The 16535-nt window shown below is 66.9% G+C and carries 14 protein-coding genes; 4 read left to right on the forward strand and 10 right to left on the reverse strand.

Features of this window, described 5'->3' with window-relative positions; genetic code table 11:
* Positions 1-590: 590 nt before the first annotated feature.
* Positions 591-1076, reverse strand: a complete 486-nt coding sequence (locus BLTE_RS12750) for a hypothetical protein (protein ID WP_126401060.1) — start codon at positions 1074-1076, stop codon at positions 591-593.
* On the opposite strand from BLTE_RS12750, the gene BLTE_RS18235 reads away from it, so the two are divergent.
* The 3 genes from BLTE_RS18235 to BLTE_RS12760 are packed head-to-tail and all read left to right on the forward strand — an operon-like array spanning position 1033 to position 5622.
* On the forward strand, positions 1033-1275 hold the full coding sequence (locus tag BLTE_RS18235) for a hypothetical protein (RefSeq protein WP_162499888.1): 243 nt from the start codon (positions 1033-1035) through the stop codon (positions 1273-1275). The two genes, BLTE_RS12750 and BLTE_RS18235, sit on opposite strands and share 44 nt — an antisense overlap.
* Positions 1276-1278: 3 nt before the next feature.
* Entirely contained in the window at positions 1279-2415 is a 1137-nt protein-coding gene (locus BLTE_RS12755) for an efflux RND transporter periplasmic adaptor subunit (RefSeq protein WP_244599987.1), read from the forward strand.
* Positions 2416-2418: 3 nt separating this feature from the next.
* The gene (locus tag BLTE_RS12760) at positions 2419-5622 is read left to right on the forward strand and encodes an efflux RND transporter permease subunit (protein ID WP_126401061.1); all 3204 of its coding nucleotides are present in this window, start codon (positions 2419-2421) and stop codon (positions 5620-5622) included.
* Between the two features lie 305 nt (positions 5623-5927).
* Here the strand turns inward: BLTE_RS12760 and BLTE_RS12765 are convergent, their stop codons facing one another.
* From BLTE_RS12765 to BLTE_RS12790, 6 genes are all read right to left on the reverse strand, one after another.
* The gene (locus BLTE_RS12765; protein ID WP_126401062.1) at positions 5928-6845 is read right to left on the reverse strand and encodes a flagellin; all 918 of its coding nucleotides are present in this window, start codon (positions 6843-6845) and stop codon (positions 5928-5930) included.
* A gap of 232 nt (positions 6846-7077) precedes the next feature.
* Complete coding sequence (flgK, locus tag BLTE_RS12770) at positions 7078-8826, reverse strand: flagellar hook-associated protein FlgK (RefSeq protein ID WP_126401063.1); 1749 nt, start codon at positions 8824-8826, stop codon at positions 7078-7080.
* Between the two features lie 15 nt (positions 8827-8841).
* On the reverse strand, positions 8842-9342 hold the full coding sequence (locus BLTE_RS12775; RefSeq protein WP_126401064.1) for a flagellar protein FlgN: 501 nt from the start codon (positions 9340-9342) through the stop codon (positions 8842-8844).
* Between the two features lie 19 nt (positions 9343-9361).
* Positions 9362-9655: a hypothetical protein gene (locus BLTE_RS12780; RefSeq protein ID WP_126401065.1), complete on the reverse strand. Its 294-nt coding sequence runs from the start codon at positions 9653-9655 to the stop codon at positions 9362-9364.
* Between the two features lie 4 nt (positions 9656-9659).
* A complete protein-coding gene (gene flgE, locus BLTE_RS12785) occupies positions 9660-10913 on the reverse strand; it encodes a flagellar hook protein FlgE (protein WP_126401066.1) in 1254 nt (417 codons plus the stop codon).
* A gap of 13 nt (positions 10914-10926) precedes the next feature.
* Complete coding sequence (locus BLTE_RS12790; RefSeq protein WP_126401067.1) at positions 10927-11586, reverse strand: flagellar hook assembly protein FlgD; 660 nt, start codon at positions 11584-11586, stop codon at positions 10927-10929.
* Between the two features lie 491 nt (positions 11587-12077).
* Between BLTE_RS12790 and BLTE_RS12795 the strand changes: the two genes are divergently transcribed.
* The gene (locus tag BLTE_RS12795; RefSeq protein WP_244599988.1) at positions 12078-13304 is read left to right on the forward strand and encodes an integrase core domain-containing protein; all 1227 of its coding nucleotides are present in this window, start codon (positions 12078-12080) and stop codon (positions 13302-13304) included.
* Between the two features lie 124 nt (positions 13305-13428).
* Here the strand turns inward: BLTE_RS12795 and BLTE_RS12800 are convergent, their stop codons facing one another.
* The 3 genes from BLTE_RS12800 to BLTE_RS12810 form a co-directional block, all read right to left on the reverse strand.
* A complete protein-coding gene (locus tag BLTE_RS12800) occupies positions 13429-13893 on the reverse strand; it encodes a flagellar export chaperone FliS (protein ID WP_160140608.1) in 465 nt (154 codons plus the stop codon).
* The gene (fliD, locus tag BLTE_RS12805) at positions 13886-15562 is read right to left on the reverse strand and encodes a flagellar filament capping protein FliD (RefSeq protein ID WP_126401069.1); all 1677 of its coding nucleotides are present in this window, start codon (positions 15560-15562) and stop codon (positions 13886-13888) included. The genes BLTE_RS12800 and fliD overlap by 8 nt, the downstream gene beginning before the upstream one ends.
* Positions 15563-15624: 62 nt before the next feature.
* Positions 15625-16464 (reverse strand): flagellin, encoded by an 840-nt coding sequence (locus BLTE_RS12810; RefSeq protein ID WP_126401070.1) that lies wholly within the window; start codon positions 16462-16464, stop codon positions 15625-15627.
* Positions 16465-16535: the final 71 nt, after the last annotated feature.

Consider the following 16535-nt stretch of genomic DNA (forward strand, 5'->3'; position numbering starts at 1 on the left):
GAGCGCTGGGCGCGCGCGCGGCGACGGCGCGGCCGGGTTCGGCCGGTTCAGGCGCGGCGGGTTTTGACGCGGCGGGTTTTGACGGGGTGGAGTTGGCAGAACCGGACTTGCGGTCCGCGGGCCTGCTGCGCTCGGGGGATTTGGGTCGATTGGCCGACATGCGCTTGCGCTCCCGTTGGAGGTTCAAGCCAGCGTGCTGTGCTCGCTCTTCGATCGATGACGCAACACCGAATGACGCAACAATCAGTGACGCAACAATCAGCGAGGCAACGCGATACGAAACTCGTTCATGCGGGGCCCGACGATACGGGTCTCAGAGATACGGGTCCCAGAGAGGCGAGACACGATGATGTCCGCCGCACCGGCATGAGGCCCTGCAACGGCAAAGCCCGCTGCGGCGCGGCGTCTCTTGTGTTGCCGCGCGATGCCTGCGTCACGCTCCCCTGCCGAACCGTTCGAGCCGCCAGGGTTTCCGCGCCGTACGCCCGCGGCCGTACGCCCACGATTGCAGACGCTGCCCGTGACAGGCGTTTGACGAACCGGGGTGCTGCACGCTGGGGGTCTGGAGCACGCCGGCCGGCCGCCGCCTCTCACCCCCAGCGCAGCGTCATTCCGATATCGCCCGGCACCCCGCCGGGAAACTCGACGACCTCCACCTTCAGATGATAGCCGCGCGGCCGCAGGAACTTCTCCCAGAACTCGTAGAGCTCCTTGGGCAGGCCGGTGAGCGTGGTCTCCCACCCCGGCTCCTGATTGTTGATGGCGCGGCCGCGGTCGGTGCACAGCTCATTGGGAAAGCGAAAGACCTGGGTTTCCGTCAGGCCGTTGGCCACCGCGCGATTGATGATCGCGGCGGCGCGCTTGAGGCGCTCCTCGTCGTCGATGCCGGAGGGCCGCTGGAAGCGTTCGAGCAGCGCGTGCTTCTCGGCCTCTTCATGCTCGCGGGCGCGCACGGCCTGCATCGCCCGGTCGGCCTCGACCTGGGCGATCACCTTCCGGCAGTCTGCGGCGTTGGGCAGGAGATCGTCGACTTTGGCAACCACGGCAATTTCCCCTGGCGCTGCTGATTTCAGCATTTCAGACAACGCGAATTATGCTACCAAAACACGCGCCGTTTCAAGCGGTGCATCACCGCGTCATTTGCCTATGCTCATCAAGCAATTATACTTTTTCGCAAATGACGGCGGCGCGGCCGAGGTCTGGAACATTTCCAGTATTCGCAATGGCGGATCGATGCCGGCCCATCAGCGTCACAAGGCCCAGGACGGAGACTGACGTATGCGGAGACTCTGCATCACCCTCTTGATGTGTGCCCTGGCCATGCCGGCGCCGGTCCAGGCCAAGGATCAGGGGAAAGGTCAAGCCCAGGCTCAGGCCCAGACCGCCACCGAGGTGCCGGTGGGCGTGGTCAGGGCCGAGCTGAAGCCGGTCGCCCAGCAGGCGGGCTTCGTCGGCCGCATCGAGGCGACCGACCGGGTCGATGTCAGGGCGCGCGTCAAGGGCTTCCTGGAGGAGGTGCGCTTCAAGGAAGGCGACTTCATCAAGACGGGCGACCCGCTCTATACGATCGAGAAGGGGCAGTTCCAGGCCGCGGTCGAGCAGGCGCAGGGCGCGCTGGAGCGGGCCAAGGCGGCACTGACGCTGGCCGGTCTGCAGCGGGCGCGCGCCGAGGACCTCTACGCCAAGAAGGTCGGCACCGAGGTGGCGCGCGACCAGACGGTTGCGGAAGAGGAATCGGCCAAGGGTGCCGTGCTGTCGGCCCAGGCCGACCTCGCCAATGCCAACATCAATCTCGGCTACACCGACATCACCTCGCCGATCACCGGCAAGATCGGGCGCACCATCATCACCAAGGGCAACGTGGTCGGCCCGGACAGCGGCGTGCTCACCACCATCGTCAGCCAGGATCCGATGTACATCACCTTCCCGGTGAGCCAGCGCGACTTCCTGCGCGCCGCCGAGCGCGGCGGCAAGCCCGACCTCCAGGGCATCAAGGTGCTCATCCGCTTCGCCGACGGCAAGCTCTACGATCAGGTCGGCCAGATCAACTTCGTCAATGTCACGGTGGACCGCACCACCGACACCGTGCTGCTCCGCGCCTCCATCCCCAACCCGCGCGGCGCGCTGATCGACGGCCAGTTCGTCCAGGTCGAGCTTCAGGCCGCCAAGCCCGAGGAGCAGGTGGTGGTGCCGCAGGCGGCGCTGATCGCCGACCAGCAGGGCCTCTATGTGTTCATCGTCCAGGACGGCAAAGCCGAGGTGCGCCGCATCAAGGCCGGCAGCGAGGTCGGCAGCGACGTCGTGATCTCCGAGGGGCTGAAGCCCGGCGAGCTGGTCGTCGTCCAGGGGCTGCAGGGCCTCAGGCCCGGCGCCCCTGTGCGCGCCACCCCGGTGCAGCCGGTCGGTCGGAGCTGACCGATGCTCTCCGCGATCTTCGTCGACCGGCCGCGCTTCGCCATCGTCATCGCCATCGTCACCACCATTGCGGGCCTGCTGTCGCTCGCCGCGATCCCGTTCGCGCAGTATCCCGACATCGTCCCGCCGCAGGTCTCGGTCACCACCAGCTATCCCGGCGCGTCGGGCGCCGTGGTCGAGGCCACCGTCGCCCAGCCGATCGAGGCGCAGGTGATCGGCGTCGACAAGATGATCTACATGAAGAGCGTCAGCGGCGACGACGGCAGCTACACGCTGCTGGTGTCGTTCGAGCTCGGCACCGATCCCGACATCAATGCGGTGAACGTCAACAACCGCGTGCAGGTGGCGCTGTCCAAGCTGCCGCAGGACGTCCAGCGCCAGGGCGTCACCGTCAAGAAGAAGTCCTCGGCGCTGCTCGGCGTGGTGGCGGTGTCCTCGCCCAAGCAGACCTTCGACCCGCTGTTCATCTCCAACTACGTCACCATCAACATTCTCGACCAGATCAAGGCGACGCCGGGCGTCGGCGACGCGAACCTGTGGGGCCCGCAGGACTATGCCATGCGCGCCTGGGTGCAGACCGACCGGCTCACCGGGCTCAATCTCACCACCGGCGATGTCATCGAGGCCATCAAGTCGCAGAACGTGCAGGCCGCGGTCGGCCGCATCGGCGCGCGCCCGATCTCCAACGATCAGCAGCTCCAGCTCAACATCCAGAGCAAGGGGCGGCTGAGTTCGGTCGAGGAGTTCGAGAACATCGTGATCCGCACCAACTCCGACGGGTCGGTGCTGCGATTGCGCGACATCGCCCGGGTCGAGCTCGGTGCCGCCAATCTCGACCGCGACACCAGCCTGAACGGCGCGCCGGCCGCGGCGATCGCCATCTACCAGACGCCGGGCGCCAATGCGCTCTCCACCCTCGCCGCGGTGCGCGACCTGCTCGGCGATCTCGAGAAGCGCTTCCCCGAAGATCTGACCTGGAAGATCACCTACGATCCCACCACCTTCGTCAAGGCCACCATCCACGAGGTGCAGAAGACCCTGGTCGAGGCGTTCGTGCTGGTGGTGCTGGTGGTGTTCCTGTTCCTGGGCAGCCTGCGCGCCACGCTGATCCCCACCATCGCCGTGCCGGTGAGCCTGATCGGCGCCTTCATCGTGCTCAACGCCATCGGCTATTCGGCGAACTCGGTGTCGCTCTTGGCCGTCGTGCTGGCGATCGGCATCGTGGTCGACGACGCCATCGTGGTGGTGGAGAATGTCGAGCGGGTGATGGAGGAGCATCCCGACCTCACGCCAGCCGAGGCCACCAAGCAGGCGATGCGCGAGATCACCGCGCCGATCGTCGCCATCACGCTGGTGCTGCTGTCGGTGTTCGTGCCGGTCGCCTTCATTCCCGGCATTTCAGGCGAGCTGTTCCGCCAGTTCGCGGTCACCGTGGCGGTGGCGATGTTCCTGTCGGCGATCAACGCGCTGACGCTCTCCCCCGCACTGTGCGCCATGCTGCTGCGCCGCCATCACGGGCCGCGGCGCGGGCCGATCGGCTGGGTGATGCGGGGGATAGACCGCGTGCGCGACGCCTACGGCACGGCCGCGGCACGCCTCGTGCGCATCTCGATCATCGGCATCGTCGCGGTGGCGGCGGCGGGGATCGGCACGGTCGGCCTGTCCAAGCTCACCCCCACCGGCTTCCTGCCGGAGGACGACCAGGGCGCCTTCTTCGTGGTGGTGCAGATGCCGGGCGGCGCCTCGGTGTCGCGCACCTCCGAGGTGGTACGTCAGGCCGAGGCCATGCTGCGCGAGGAGCATGCGGTCTCCGACTTCACCTCCGTGGTCGGCCTCAACTTCATCGACAACTATTCGCAGTCGAACGCCGCCTTCATCGTGGTGACGCTGAAACCGTTCGACGACCGCGAGGGCGAGGGGCAGAGCGCGGGCGCCGTCATGGGGCGGCTCGCCACGAAGTTCCGCCAGATCCAGGGCGGCAATGTGGTGCCGCTGGCGCCGCCGCCGATCATCGGCCTGGGCACCGGCGGCGGCTTCGCCTATGTGCTGGAGGATCTGCAGGCCGGCGATCCCAAGGTGCTGGCGCAGGTGCTGCGCGGCCTCCTGATCGCCGCCAACCAGGACCCCAATCTGTCGCGGGTGTTCTCCACCTTCTCGGCCACCAACCCGTCGATCTATCTCGATATCGACCGCGACAAGGTGCAGGTGCTGGGGGTGCAGCTCTCCGACGTGTTCCAGGCGTTGCAGACCACGCTCGGCGGCTACTATGTCAACGACATGAACCTGTTCGGCCGCACGTGGCAGGTGCAGGTGCAGGGCGAGGCGAGCGACCGCGTCAGGATCGACGACATCTTCCGCATCAATATCCGCAACAACGAAGGCAAGATGATCCCGATGCGCAGCCTCGCCGAGGTGCGGCTGATCGTCGGGCCGCCGTCGCTGATCCGCTACAACAACCGGCGCGCCGTCACCGTGCAGGGCGGGCCGGCGCCGGGCGTCTCCTCCGGGCAGGCGCTCGCCGCCATGGAGCAGGTGGCGGCCAAAACGCTGCCCGCCGGCTTCGCCGGCGAGTGGACCGACACCGCCTTCCAGGAGAAGCGGGCCGAGGGCAAGACCGGCATCATCCTCGGCTTCGCCGTGCTGTTCGCCTTCCTGTTCCTGGTGGCGCTCTACGAAAGCTGGACCATCCCGGTGCCGGTGCTGCTGTCGGTGGCGGTCGGTATCTTCGGCTCGTTCCTGGCCATCGTGGCGGGCGGGCTAACGCTCGACCTCTATGGCCAGATCGGCATGGTGGTGCTGATCGGCCTTGCCGCCAAGAACGGCATCCTGATCGTCGAGTTCGCCAAGGAGCAGCGCGAACGCGGCCTGCCGCTGCTGCACGCCGCCACCGAAGGCGCCCGCCTGCGGTTCCGCCCGGTGATGATGACGTCCTTCGCCTTCATCCTCGGGCTCTATCCGCTGGTGGTGGCCTCCGGCGCCTCGGAGCTGGCGCGCCGCCACGTCGGCACACCGGTGTTCGGCGGCATGATCCTGGCGTCGTTCGTCGGCATCTTCGTCATCCCGCCGCTCTATGTGTTCTTCCAGGCGATCCGCGAGAAGCTGCGCCCAGGCGCGCGGCCGAAGGTGGAGATCCCGGCGCCCGGCACGGCGAAGCCCGAGGCCGAGCCGGCCCCGGCTGCACCGGCACCGACCGGCCCGGCGGATTGAGGATGGTGACGTCGTACTGAGAACGATCCCGGCTCGGCGCTGCGCGCCGTCCGGGATGATGCGGCGGAGGGACGCGCGCAGGCAAAGGCTGTCGTCCCGGCCAAGCGGCAAAGCCGCGCGAGCCGGGACCGTCAGGCTACACACTCGTCGTCCCGGGCAAGCAGCCTTGGCTGCGCGACCCGGGACCGTCAGCAGGATGAGGAGCTTGTTCTGAAGACGATCCCGGCTCGGCGCTGCGCGCCGTCCGGGATGACGTGCGGTGGGCGGGGAGACGCGCCCAAACCGGAAAGACGCGCGAGGCGCGCTCAGCGCAGGAAGTCGACCAGCCGCAGGCTCTGGATCTTCGAGATCGCCGAATAGGAGGCCTGGAGCTGAGCCTCGTAGGTCGACAGGCTGGCCGCCACCGCCGCGATGTCTACCTCGCCCAGCGTGCTGGCCATCGCGGCGGCATTGTCGACGAAATCGAGCTGGTTCTGCTCGGCGCGCTCCAGGGCGCGCGCATCGAGCGACAGCATGGTCTGCACCGCCGTCATCGAATCGAGCGCATCCAGCACCAGCGAGGATGCCTCGGTCAGCGCCGCGGTATCGAGCGGCGACACCGACATGTTGGAGACCAGATTGAACACCCGCAGCGTCTTCTCGAACGCCGGATCGGCCGCGGTGACGCCGTATTCGATGACATCGTCATTGGACACCCGCACCGAGGTGATGGCGTCGTCGCCGACATAATAGGACGTGTCTGCCGTGGTCGGCGCGGTCGACTGCGCCGCCAGCGCCGCCAGCTCGACCGGCTTGGTGTCGACACGGCTGCCCGCAAACAGATAACGCCCCTCGAACTGGGTGTTCATCAGCGAGGCGGCTTCCTCCATCAGCTCGGCCGCGACGGCATTGATCGCCTGCCCGCCGGTCGCGTCGAGCGTACCGGTGGCCTGCGAGATCTTGGCGCGCAGCTCGGTGAGCACGTCGACGATCGACCCGCAGGCGTCGTACATCACCTCGACGCGGTCGCCGCTGAGCGAGGCCGCCTTGGCGAACGCCTCGGCGCGGGCCTTCGACACCTCGACATTGACCAGCCGGCCGGCCGACGAGCCCAGTCCGCCATAGTCGGTCGAGATCTTGCCGGTGGCCTGCTGAATCAGCAGCTCGTTCATGCGCGCCTGCGTGCCCAGGGTGGTCGCCAGCATTCGGGCGGAGGCGCTGAAGGTGGCAACACGCATCGACATGGGGCGTCCTCCTCAGAGCATGTTCCGCAAGGGTGGAAACCGGCCCTGCGAACGAAAAAGCGACAACTCGGAAACTCAGAGCATCCGCCGGTTCAACCGGATCGGCGGACGCCCTCGTGGATGAAATCCGACGCTCGGCACCCACGCGTCGGAAAATTATCACCCACAAAATCAATAGTTTGCGGGCCGACTTGTCCTGAGATTTGCGGATGCAGATGTCAGGGTCGGACCACTAGGCCGTGCGCGCCGCCTGCAGCAGCGCATCGAACATGTCGTTCAGCGCGGCGATGATCTGCGTCGCGACGCTGTAGAGGTCTTCGAGTTCGCTCAGGCGCGCCGTCTCCTCGTCGATATTGACGCCGGCCTGCGAGGCGAGCGAGTCGGCGAGGGTGGTCTGTGCGGCTTCCGACGTCTTGTGGGCGGTCTCCGCGCTCTGCGAGATGGCCGCGACATCCGAGATGATGTCGGCCGCGTAGCTCGCGAACGACGTCGAGGAGTTGCCCAGCCGGCCCGCCGCCGAGAAGGCATGCGTGCCGTTGAGCGTGTCGTAGAGCTTGCTGGCAATGGTGGAATCGCCAACGGTCACCACTTGGCTGCCGGCAGTCAGCGTCGCCGCCGACGAGAGCCGCGAGCTCGACAGCAGGCCTGGCGTCGCCAGAAGATCGGCGCGCACATTGATGTCGGTGGCGCTGGTTCCGGTGAGCAGGTCGTTGAGCCCGAAATAGCTCGACATCCCCTCCCCGTCCGCTCCCACGCTGCTGCTCATCTCGTTGATGGCGATGCCGGTGCCGCTGGCATCCGCACTCACCACGAGGTGGCCCGAGGCGTCGAAATAGGCCGACACGCCGGCGAGACCATCGATGGCGGAAGCCAGATCGCCGACCGTCGCATAGGTGCTCAGATCGAGGTCGGCATAGGAAGCCAGCGTGCCATCGTCATTGACCACGGCGATGCGCACCGTGCCGGTCGCCGACAGCGCATCGGCCGGATCCACCACCGCCGAGCCGGTGAGCGTGGCCGCCGGCGGCAGAGACGTGCCCTGATTGTACACGGCATTGATGGCGTCGATGAATTCGCCGGCGAATTCGTCGAGCTCGTCCTGCACCGCCGGAAGAAGATTGTCGCGCAGATCGATCAGCGCGCCGATCTCGCCGCTGGTGATCGACGAGGTGATGTTCTTGCCGTCGACGGTGATGGCGTTGAACACCGTCGACGAGGTGACGGCGCCGACCGACTCGTAGGCGAGCGTGTGGGCGGAGCTGTCGACCAGCGGGCTGCCCGACGCCGAATAGACGTACATCACCCCCGCCGAATTGGTGAAGTAGGTGACGTTCATCTTGTCGGCGACGGTCTGCAGCGCGGTGTTGCGCCGGTCCTCCAGGTCCGCCGTGGAGTCGCCGCGCGCCTGAGCGGCGACGATCTGCTTGTTGAGCGACGAGATGTCCTCAAGCGCGGCATTGACATCGGAGATGACGGCCTCGATCGAGCCGTCGGCCTCCGCCCGCAGATCCTGGACGCTGCGCGAGGTCTCGCGCAACTGGATGGCCACCGCCTCGAACTGGTCGATCACCGCCGCCTGCAGACTCTCGCCTTCCGGGGTGGCCGCCAGGGTGGTGAGCGCCGTCCCCAGCGATGCCAGCGTGTTGCCGAGCGACGTGCCGGTGTCGGTGTCGTCGCCGCCGAAGGTCTGTCCGAACAGGCTCTGCAGGCGATCGGTGTAGCTCGCCTTGGTCTCGGCGGCGCCGAGCACCGAGATCGACTCGACCAGCGCCTTCACCAGATACTTGTCGACCTTGCTGGTGACGCCGGTGATCATCGTGCCGGCGCCGACGCCGGCGGTCGAGGTCGCCACCTGGGTCGCGGTCTTGCGGGTGTAGCCCTCGACGTCCGCATTGGCGATGTTCGAGGAGGTCAGCGAGACCTGGACCGAGGTTGCCATCAGCGAGCTGGTGGCAATGTTGCGGATCGCCGAGAAGGACATTGCGGGGGCTCCGGATCAGACGTTCAGCGGCGCGCGCAGCGACGGTGCCGCAGTGGGCGCGATGCGCACCTGGCCCTTGGCGTCATAGGGCGCGCTCTGCGTCATGTCCTCGCGGATCGCCCGCATCACCGCATCGAGGCGGCGGTGGCTGGCATCGAGCGCCGCCTGCAGCCGCTCGACATTCTCGCCGACCGCGGCGTTGAGCACGCGCGAGCGGTCGACCATCGCCTCGCGCAGCCGCTCGTCGGCCGCGGCAAGATCGATGCGGCGCGCGCGCACCGCGGCGACCCATTGCTCGAACGCGCCGCCAAGCTCGCTCTTGCGCGCGGTGGAGCCGATCAGCGAAGCCGGAAAGCCGCGGCCGAGGATCCTGTTCTCCTCGTCGAGCACCTCGACCAGCCGGTCGATCAGTTCGATCGCCTCGGCGACCGTGGCGTCGATGTCGGCCGCATCGGTGTTGGCGGCACCCGTGTTTGACACTTGGCTGCCGGAGATCCGGGGCGTGTTGTCCATCATGGCACTCTCGCGGGTTGGGTCAGGTCCGCTTGCGGTTGGTGTTCAGGGTCTGGGCGATGTGGCCATAGGCGGCAACGGCGGCCTTCTGGCGCACGGCGGCGTCCAGTTGCGCCCGGATCGCCTCGCACTCCTCGCCCATGGCGCGGTAGACGTCCGCCAGCTCCGCCCCCAGCGACGCCACGAGCTCGGCGCGGTAGGGCATGCCGGTGGACGACGCCGCGCCGATCCGCTGCGCCTCGGCGATCAGCCGCTTTGCTTGGCGCAGCAGGGGCTCGTCGTCAGGCGGCGCGCTGGTTCGGCATCGCGGCAGCATCGGATCACCTCATCGCCGAAATCAGCGTGTCGTACATGGTGCTGACGGTGCTGATCACCTGCGCGGAGGCGGAATAGGCCTGCTGCGCCGAGATCATCACGCTGAACTCCTCCGACGTATCGGTCTTCGAGGCTTCGAGTGTCGAGCCATAGACCGTGCCGGCGCCGCCGCTGCCCGAAAGCTGCATGGTCGCCGAGCCGGACGAGCCGCTCTCGCGATAAAGACCGCCGCTTTCCGCCTGCAGGCCGTTGGCGTTGGTGAAGGTGGCCACCGCGATCTGATAGATCGCGCGCACCGCGCCATTGCTGTAGGAGGCGTAGACGACGCCGTCCTCGATCGAGATGCCGCTCAGAGAGCCGTAGGACAGGCCGTCCTTCTCGATGGTGCCGAGATCGACCTTGATGGTGCCGTCCACCGACTGTTGGGTGAGACCGCTGAAGCTGCCGGGATCGCCGAGATCCAGGCTGATCGCGCTGTTGGCGGCGCCTGTGGTCCAGCCGGTGATGGAGAGCGTGGTCGGCGCGGCCGAGGCGATCGAGCCGTCGCTGTTGAAGGTGATGGCGATCGGCGTTGCCATCGAGGTGCCGACCACCGTGGTGCCGTCCGACGACAGCACCGGGTCGGAGAAGGTCGCCTCCCAGGTGCCGATGCCGGTCTTCTCCCAGGTGATGGAGACCAGCGCCGAGGTGCCGAGCGAGTCGTAGATCTCCAGCGTGGTCTCGAACGTGTCACCCACCGCCGCATTTGCCGGCAGGTTGGCGCTCATCGACACCGCGGTAGTGGGCGCGGCGCAACTGGTGATGACGTTGGTGTCGATGCTCTCGAGATTGCCGGCGGTGGGCGCGCCGATCACGTTGCCGTCGGCATCGGTGCGCCAGCCCATCAGAAAATAGCCGTTATTGACGAGGTAGCCGTTGTTGTCCTTCGAGAACTCGCCGTTGCGGGTGTAGAGCTTCTCGTTCGAGCCCGCCGATCCGGTGACCGTGAGGAAGCCGTTGCCCTCGATCGCGAGGTCCGTGGTGCTGCTGGTGCGGGTGAGCTGGCCCTGGGCGCTGATGTTGGAGCGCGTGTTGGTGAGCACACCGCCGGACGAATAGGACGAGGACGAGGCGCCGGTGACCAGGCTCTCGAAGCTGGCGACGGTGGTCTTGTAGCCGTAGGTGCTGGAATTGGCGAGGTTGTCCGAAACGGTGGCGATCGCCGTGCTCTGGGCCTTGAGCGCGGAGACCGACGAATTGAGGGCGCCGGAGAGACTCATGGAACACTGCTCCTCAGGACTTGATGGCGATGATGTTCGCGAAGGCGACCTCGGCATCGCCGATCTGCAGCATCACCGTGCCGCTTGAGCTGTCGACGCCGGTGACGGTGCCGATGACGCTGGTGGTGGCGTCGATCGAATTGCCGGCGGCGTCGGTGGCGGTGATGGAGATGGTGTAGGCGCCATCCGGCGCCGTGGTGCCGGACGAGGTCTTGCCGTTCCAGACGAAGCTGTGCTCGCCCGCCGCGGTCTCGCCGGTGGTGGTGTAGACGGTCTTGCCGCTCTCGTCGGTGATCTTGATGGCGACCTTGGAGGCATCCGAGCCCAGCGTGTAGTTCCAGGTCGCCTCGCCGCCGGTCAGCGCGTTGGTCTTGCCGAGCGCCTCGACGGTGTGGCCGACATAGCCCACCGCATTGGCCGCCAAGAGGCTCGCCAAGGCGGTCGTCACATTGCCAAGCTGCTCATTGATCTGCGTCTGCTCGCCCAGGCTCGCATAGGACACGAGCTGATTCATGTATTCCTGGGGATCGGTCGGACTCAGCGGGTTCTGGTTCTGCAGCTGCACGCACATCAGCGTGAGGAAGTCCGACATGTCCAGATCGGTCGAGCTGGAGCTGGCGCTCGCGCTCGACGTATAGGCTGACGACGATGAAATCGAAGAAACGGATGTCATGACGAATCTCGATCAATGCCCCGCTGCCCGGCGCGGGCGGGCGGGATCGCTCTCGGCTTCTGCACGAATGGGACGATCTGGAGATTTAACGATGCTGCCCGAAATTCCGGGCGCACTTTCCGCACGGTTGGCGCATGCGATCCGCCGGCGGACATGACATATGTGCGCCCCTGCTCTGGTGGGGCGCGCAGGTATCGCTCCCCCCTCCCCCCGCGAGCGGTGAGAAGGAGTCGGGGGTGGGGGGACGCTGGTACGGCCGCATCACCTCGCCGGCAGCAGGCGGCGCATGCGCGCTGGGACGGCGGAACAGCGAAAGATTCGCCGATGATTAGGGTGTTGAAGGTGTGCCGCCGGCGATGACCGCACGGTTTTTTGGCGACATCGAAGGTACGGACCGGGTAGAGTCCTGACAGTTCAGACCGGGCAGATGGTCGACAGGTCACGTTGCATTGGAGGGAGGACCTTCGATGCCATTTTTGGAGACCTGTCGGATGGAGCAGCGGATCCGGATGCTGTCGGACGACGACACAGGGGCGTGGAGCGTTTCGGAGCTCTGCCGGCGCTACGAGGTGAGCCGGGATACGTTCTACGCGTGGCGTGCGCGGCGGGCGAGCGGGGCTGCGGACTGGTTCGTGGAGCGGTCGCACGCGCCGCTGCGGTGTCCGCACCGCACCCCGGCGGCGCTGGCGGCGGTGATCGTGCGGCTTCGGCGGCGGTTTCCGTATTTCGGGCCGCGCAAGCTTCTGGCCCGGTTGCAGCGGGACGTTCCCGAGGTGACGTGGCCGGCGGCCTCGACGATCGGCGACATCGTGAAGGCGGCCGGGCTGGTCGCGCCGGTGAAGCGGCGGCGGCGTCCGATCGACCAGGCTCGCTCGTTCGTCGCGGCGGTGGCGCCGAACGACGAGTGGAGTGCGGACTTCAAGGGCTGGTTCCGCACGCGGGACGGGCGCCGGATCGATCCTTTGACGCTGACCGACGGGGTCACGCGGTTCCTGATCGAGGTGCGGGTGGCGCCGCCGACCACGGCGGGGGTTCGGCCGGTGTTCGCGCAGGCGTTCCGCGAGCACGGCCTGCCGAAGGCGATCCGCTGCGACAACGGGCCGCCGTTCGGCTCGACCGGTGCGGGCGGACTGACGCGGCTGTCGGTGTGGTGGCTCAAGCTCGGCATCGAGCCGCATTTCATTCGGCCGGCTTCGCCGCAGGAGAACGGCCGGCACGAGCGCATGCACCGGACGCTGAAGGAGCAGACGACGGATCCCGCGGCGGAGACGGCGGCCGAGCAGCAGGCGCGCTTCGATGCGTTCCGCCGGCACTACAACGAGGAGCGGCCGCACGAGGCGCTGGCGCAGCATCCCCCGGCCGATCTCTACGTCGCATCCCCGCGGGCGATGCCGGAGACCGTCGAGGACCCCTGGTACGACGCCGATCATCAGGTGCGCCGGGTGCGGCCGGCCGGCGACATCAAATGGAAGGGCGAGCACGTCTTCATCGGCGAAGCCTTCGCGGGCGAGCTGCTCGGCCTCGAGGAGCTCGAGACGGGCGACCATGTAGTGCGCTTCTGCGCGCACGACATCGGCCTGATCGATCGCCGCGGTTTGTTCCGCCGCTTCGCTCCGCCCCGTCCGGGGCTCCGCGAACCGGCGGAACAAACCGCAAACCCCAACCCAGACCTGTCGACCATCCTCCCGGTCCAAACTGTCGACCATCTTCCCGGTTGAACAGAACGCCCCCCACCCCTGACCCCTCCCCACCATTCGCTTCGCTCATGGGGGGAGGGGAAGGCGGGGTGCCTTCCCGGTCATGGGGCGCAAGAGCGGTCGGGCTGATCAGCCCGCCTTCGGATCACGCCGCCGTCGAGGTCGGCGTGCCGGTGATGTCGCTGGCGTTGGGGCGGGCGGCGAGCGGCGGAATCTTCGCGATCTGCGCCCAGGCGTCGCGTAGTTCGGCCAGACCCTCGGCCAGCTTCTGGTAGCGGCGGACGGCGTCGGGCTTACCCATGGCCAGCAGCATGGCCATGATGTTGGCGTGGTAGGTCTTCTGCAGACGCTCGGCCATCGCGCCGCCCTTGGCGACGTCGATATGATGGGCGAGGCCGCGCAGGATCTGCGTCGAATGCGAGGTGAGATTGAACGCCTCGTCGAAGCGCTTGGCTTCGGTTGCGGCAATGGTGCGCTTGAGATTGAGCAGCACGCGGTCGAGCGCCATGACGATGGCGGTGGTCGGCGCCACGGTGACGGTGGCGCTGCGATAGGCCGCGGACGCTGCGCCGGCCGACGAAGCCGGCTGTTGCGTCTTGGCGTCAATCATTGCTGTTTGCAGCATCAAGCATTGCCTTGAGATAAGCGAGGGTCGACTCGGCCTTGGCCATTTCGGCCTGGTATCTCGCATAACGGGCGGTCAGGCGATCGCGCAGGGCGTCGGCCCGGTCCTCGATGTCCGAGACATCCGATTCATAGTCGCTAATCTTTTCATTCAGGTTATCGATCACCGTCTGGATCGAGCCCGTCGAGGAATTGGCTGCGCCATTCGCCGCATTGTAGAGGCGGTCGGCAAGACCATAGCTCAACGTCACGTTGATCGACTCGGACGCATCGCCGATGAAGACGAAGGTGAAGCCTTCATAGGCTGTGCCCTTGGCGCCGATGATGCGGGTGCCGCTGACCGTGAACAGCGAGCTGTCGCCGCCGACCGAGGCCGAGGTGATGGCGCCCGAGCCGTCCACCTCGACATCGAGCGTGAAGGACGTCGGCGCCATGGTGCCACGGCGAAGCACCGTGAACTCGTCCGATGACGCCTGGAAGCTGAAGTTCAGCAGCGCCTTCACCTTGTCCAACTGCGACAGGAGGGAATCCTCCAGCGTGGAGTCATCGAGGACGAGGTGGTTCGTGGCATCGAAGCTGAGGCCGAGCAGCGCCATCGACTCCTCGTCGATCACGGTATTGAGCGCGGTCATCACGTCGGAATTGACCGAGCGCAGCGTGCCGTCGGCGAACAGCACGGCGCTGTCGGCAGCGGTGCCGGCTGCGCTCGTCGCCTGCTGGGTGATGACGAAATCGCGATAGGCGTTGTAGGTGTCGACCACGCTCTGGATGGAATCGGCCACCGAGCTGAGATTGGCGCTGACCTCCACCGTCACCGAGGTGTCCGTCGGGGTGGTGGCATAGAGATAGAACGTCACGCCTTCGAGCGCGTCGCTGATCTCGTTCGAATCGCGGGTGATCTGCACGCCGTCGACGGTGAGGATGGCGTCCTTGGCCTCTTGCAGCACATTGGCGAAGGTACCGGTGCCGCTGGTGACGCCGAGGCCGTTCAGCACATCGTCGCCGGACACGGCGGTCGCCGTGATGTCCTTGCCGGTGTCGGTCGCGGTCAGCACCAGCTTGTAGTCTGTGTCGGAGACCTTCAGCACCGCGGCCTTGACGCCGCTCTGGCTGGAGACGGTGTTGATGGCCGAGGCGATCTCGGTCAGGCTCATCGTGTCCGTCACGGTGACGTTCACCGCGGTGCCGCCATCGACGCCGAGGCTGAAAACGCCATTGTAGCCGAGATCGTCGGTCTTGCTGGTCTGGGCGTTGCTCGCCACCTTGTGGGCGGTGGCCAGCTGCGTGACCTTGATATCGTAGGTGCCGAGCTCGGTGCCGTCATTGACGGCGACACCCAGCACGTTGCTGGCGGTATAGGTGCCGTTGGTCGACAGATAGGCCGTGCGGCTGTTGAACACGTCCTTGGACTGATCCGAATAGCCGGATGGCGCGCTGAGACTGTAGGCCGCGGACGCCATGCTGGAGAGCAGCGACTGCAGCTCCTGATAGGCGGAGACCTTGGTCTCGGCCTTGGTGATCCTGGTCTCGATACTGTCGGCGATCGACAGCTTGGCCGCGACGACCTCCTCGATCAGCGCGCTCCAATCCGAGTTCAGGGCCGAGCTGGTGAAGCTCGTCGAGGTCGAGGAACCGGTGCTCGAGACGCTGGCCATGGCGGGTCATCCATTTTGGAGAAACGGCGGCGGGCCGGGCCCGCCGCCGTCCGTGAGCGCGATCAGCCGAGCAGCTTCAGCAGCGCCTGCGGCATGGAGTTGGCCGAGGCCGCAGCGGCGACGGCCGCCTGCACCTTCACCTCGGACGAGGACAGCTTGGCCTGCTCGGCCGCGATGTCGACGTCCTCGATCGCCGAATTGGCGGCGCTGAGGTTTTCCACCGAGGTGGCGATGGTCGCGGCGCGGAACTCGAAGCGCGACTGCGCGGCGCCGATGTTGGCGCGGGCGGTCGACACCGTGTCGAGAGCCGTATCGAGAGCGGTCACGGCGGCCAGCGCGCCGGCCTGGGTGTCAACCGCGAGGGCGGCGATGCCGAGCGTGGCGGACGACAGGTCGGCGGTGGTCTCGAGCGACAGCGAGATCAAGTCAGTCGCGTCGGAGCCGACCAGGACGTTGCCGAACGTGCCGGTGCCGTCGAGCAGGCTCTGGCCGTTGTAGCGGGTGCTGCTCGCGATCGCGTTGATTTCGTTGTCGAGTTCCTGGAATTCCGCGTCGATGTAGGCACGCATCGTGTCGGCACCGCCGGTCGCCGTCACCGTCGCCGACGCCGACTGCGAGGCCAGCGCCTTCATGCGCATCAGAATGTCGGACACGTTGGCAGCGCCGCCGTCGGCGGTCTGCAGCATCGCGATGGCGTGCGAGGCGTTGGTGGCCGCCTGCTCGAGCGCCACGACGTCCGACGAGATGCGGGTCGAGATGGCGAGGCCGGCGGCGTCGTCCGACGCCTTGTTGATGCGCGAACCGGACGCGATCTTGGACAGCGAGCTCGACTGATCGGCCGAGTTGACGTTCAGATAGCGGACGGCCGAGTTGGCGGCGGTGTTGGTCGAAATAACGGGCATTGGTGTCAACCTTTCTGTTGAACGAAGCCTCCGGCATTCTGCCGGCGGCGGTGACGCGATCGGGTCTGTGT

Source organism: Blastochloris tepida (assembly GCF_003966715.1).
GTDB lineage: Bacteria > Pseudomonadota > Alphaproteobacteria > Rhizobiales > Xanthobacteraceae > Blastochloris > Blastochloris tepida.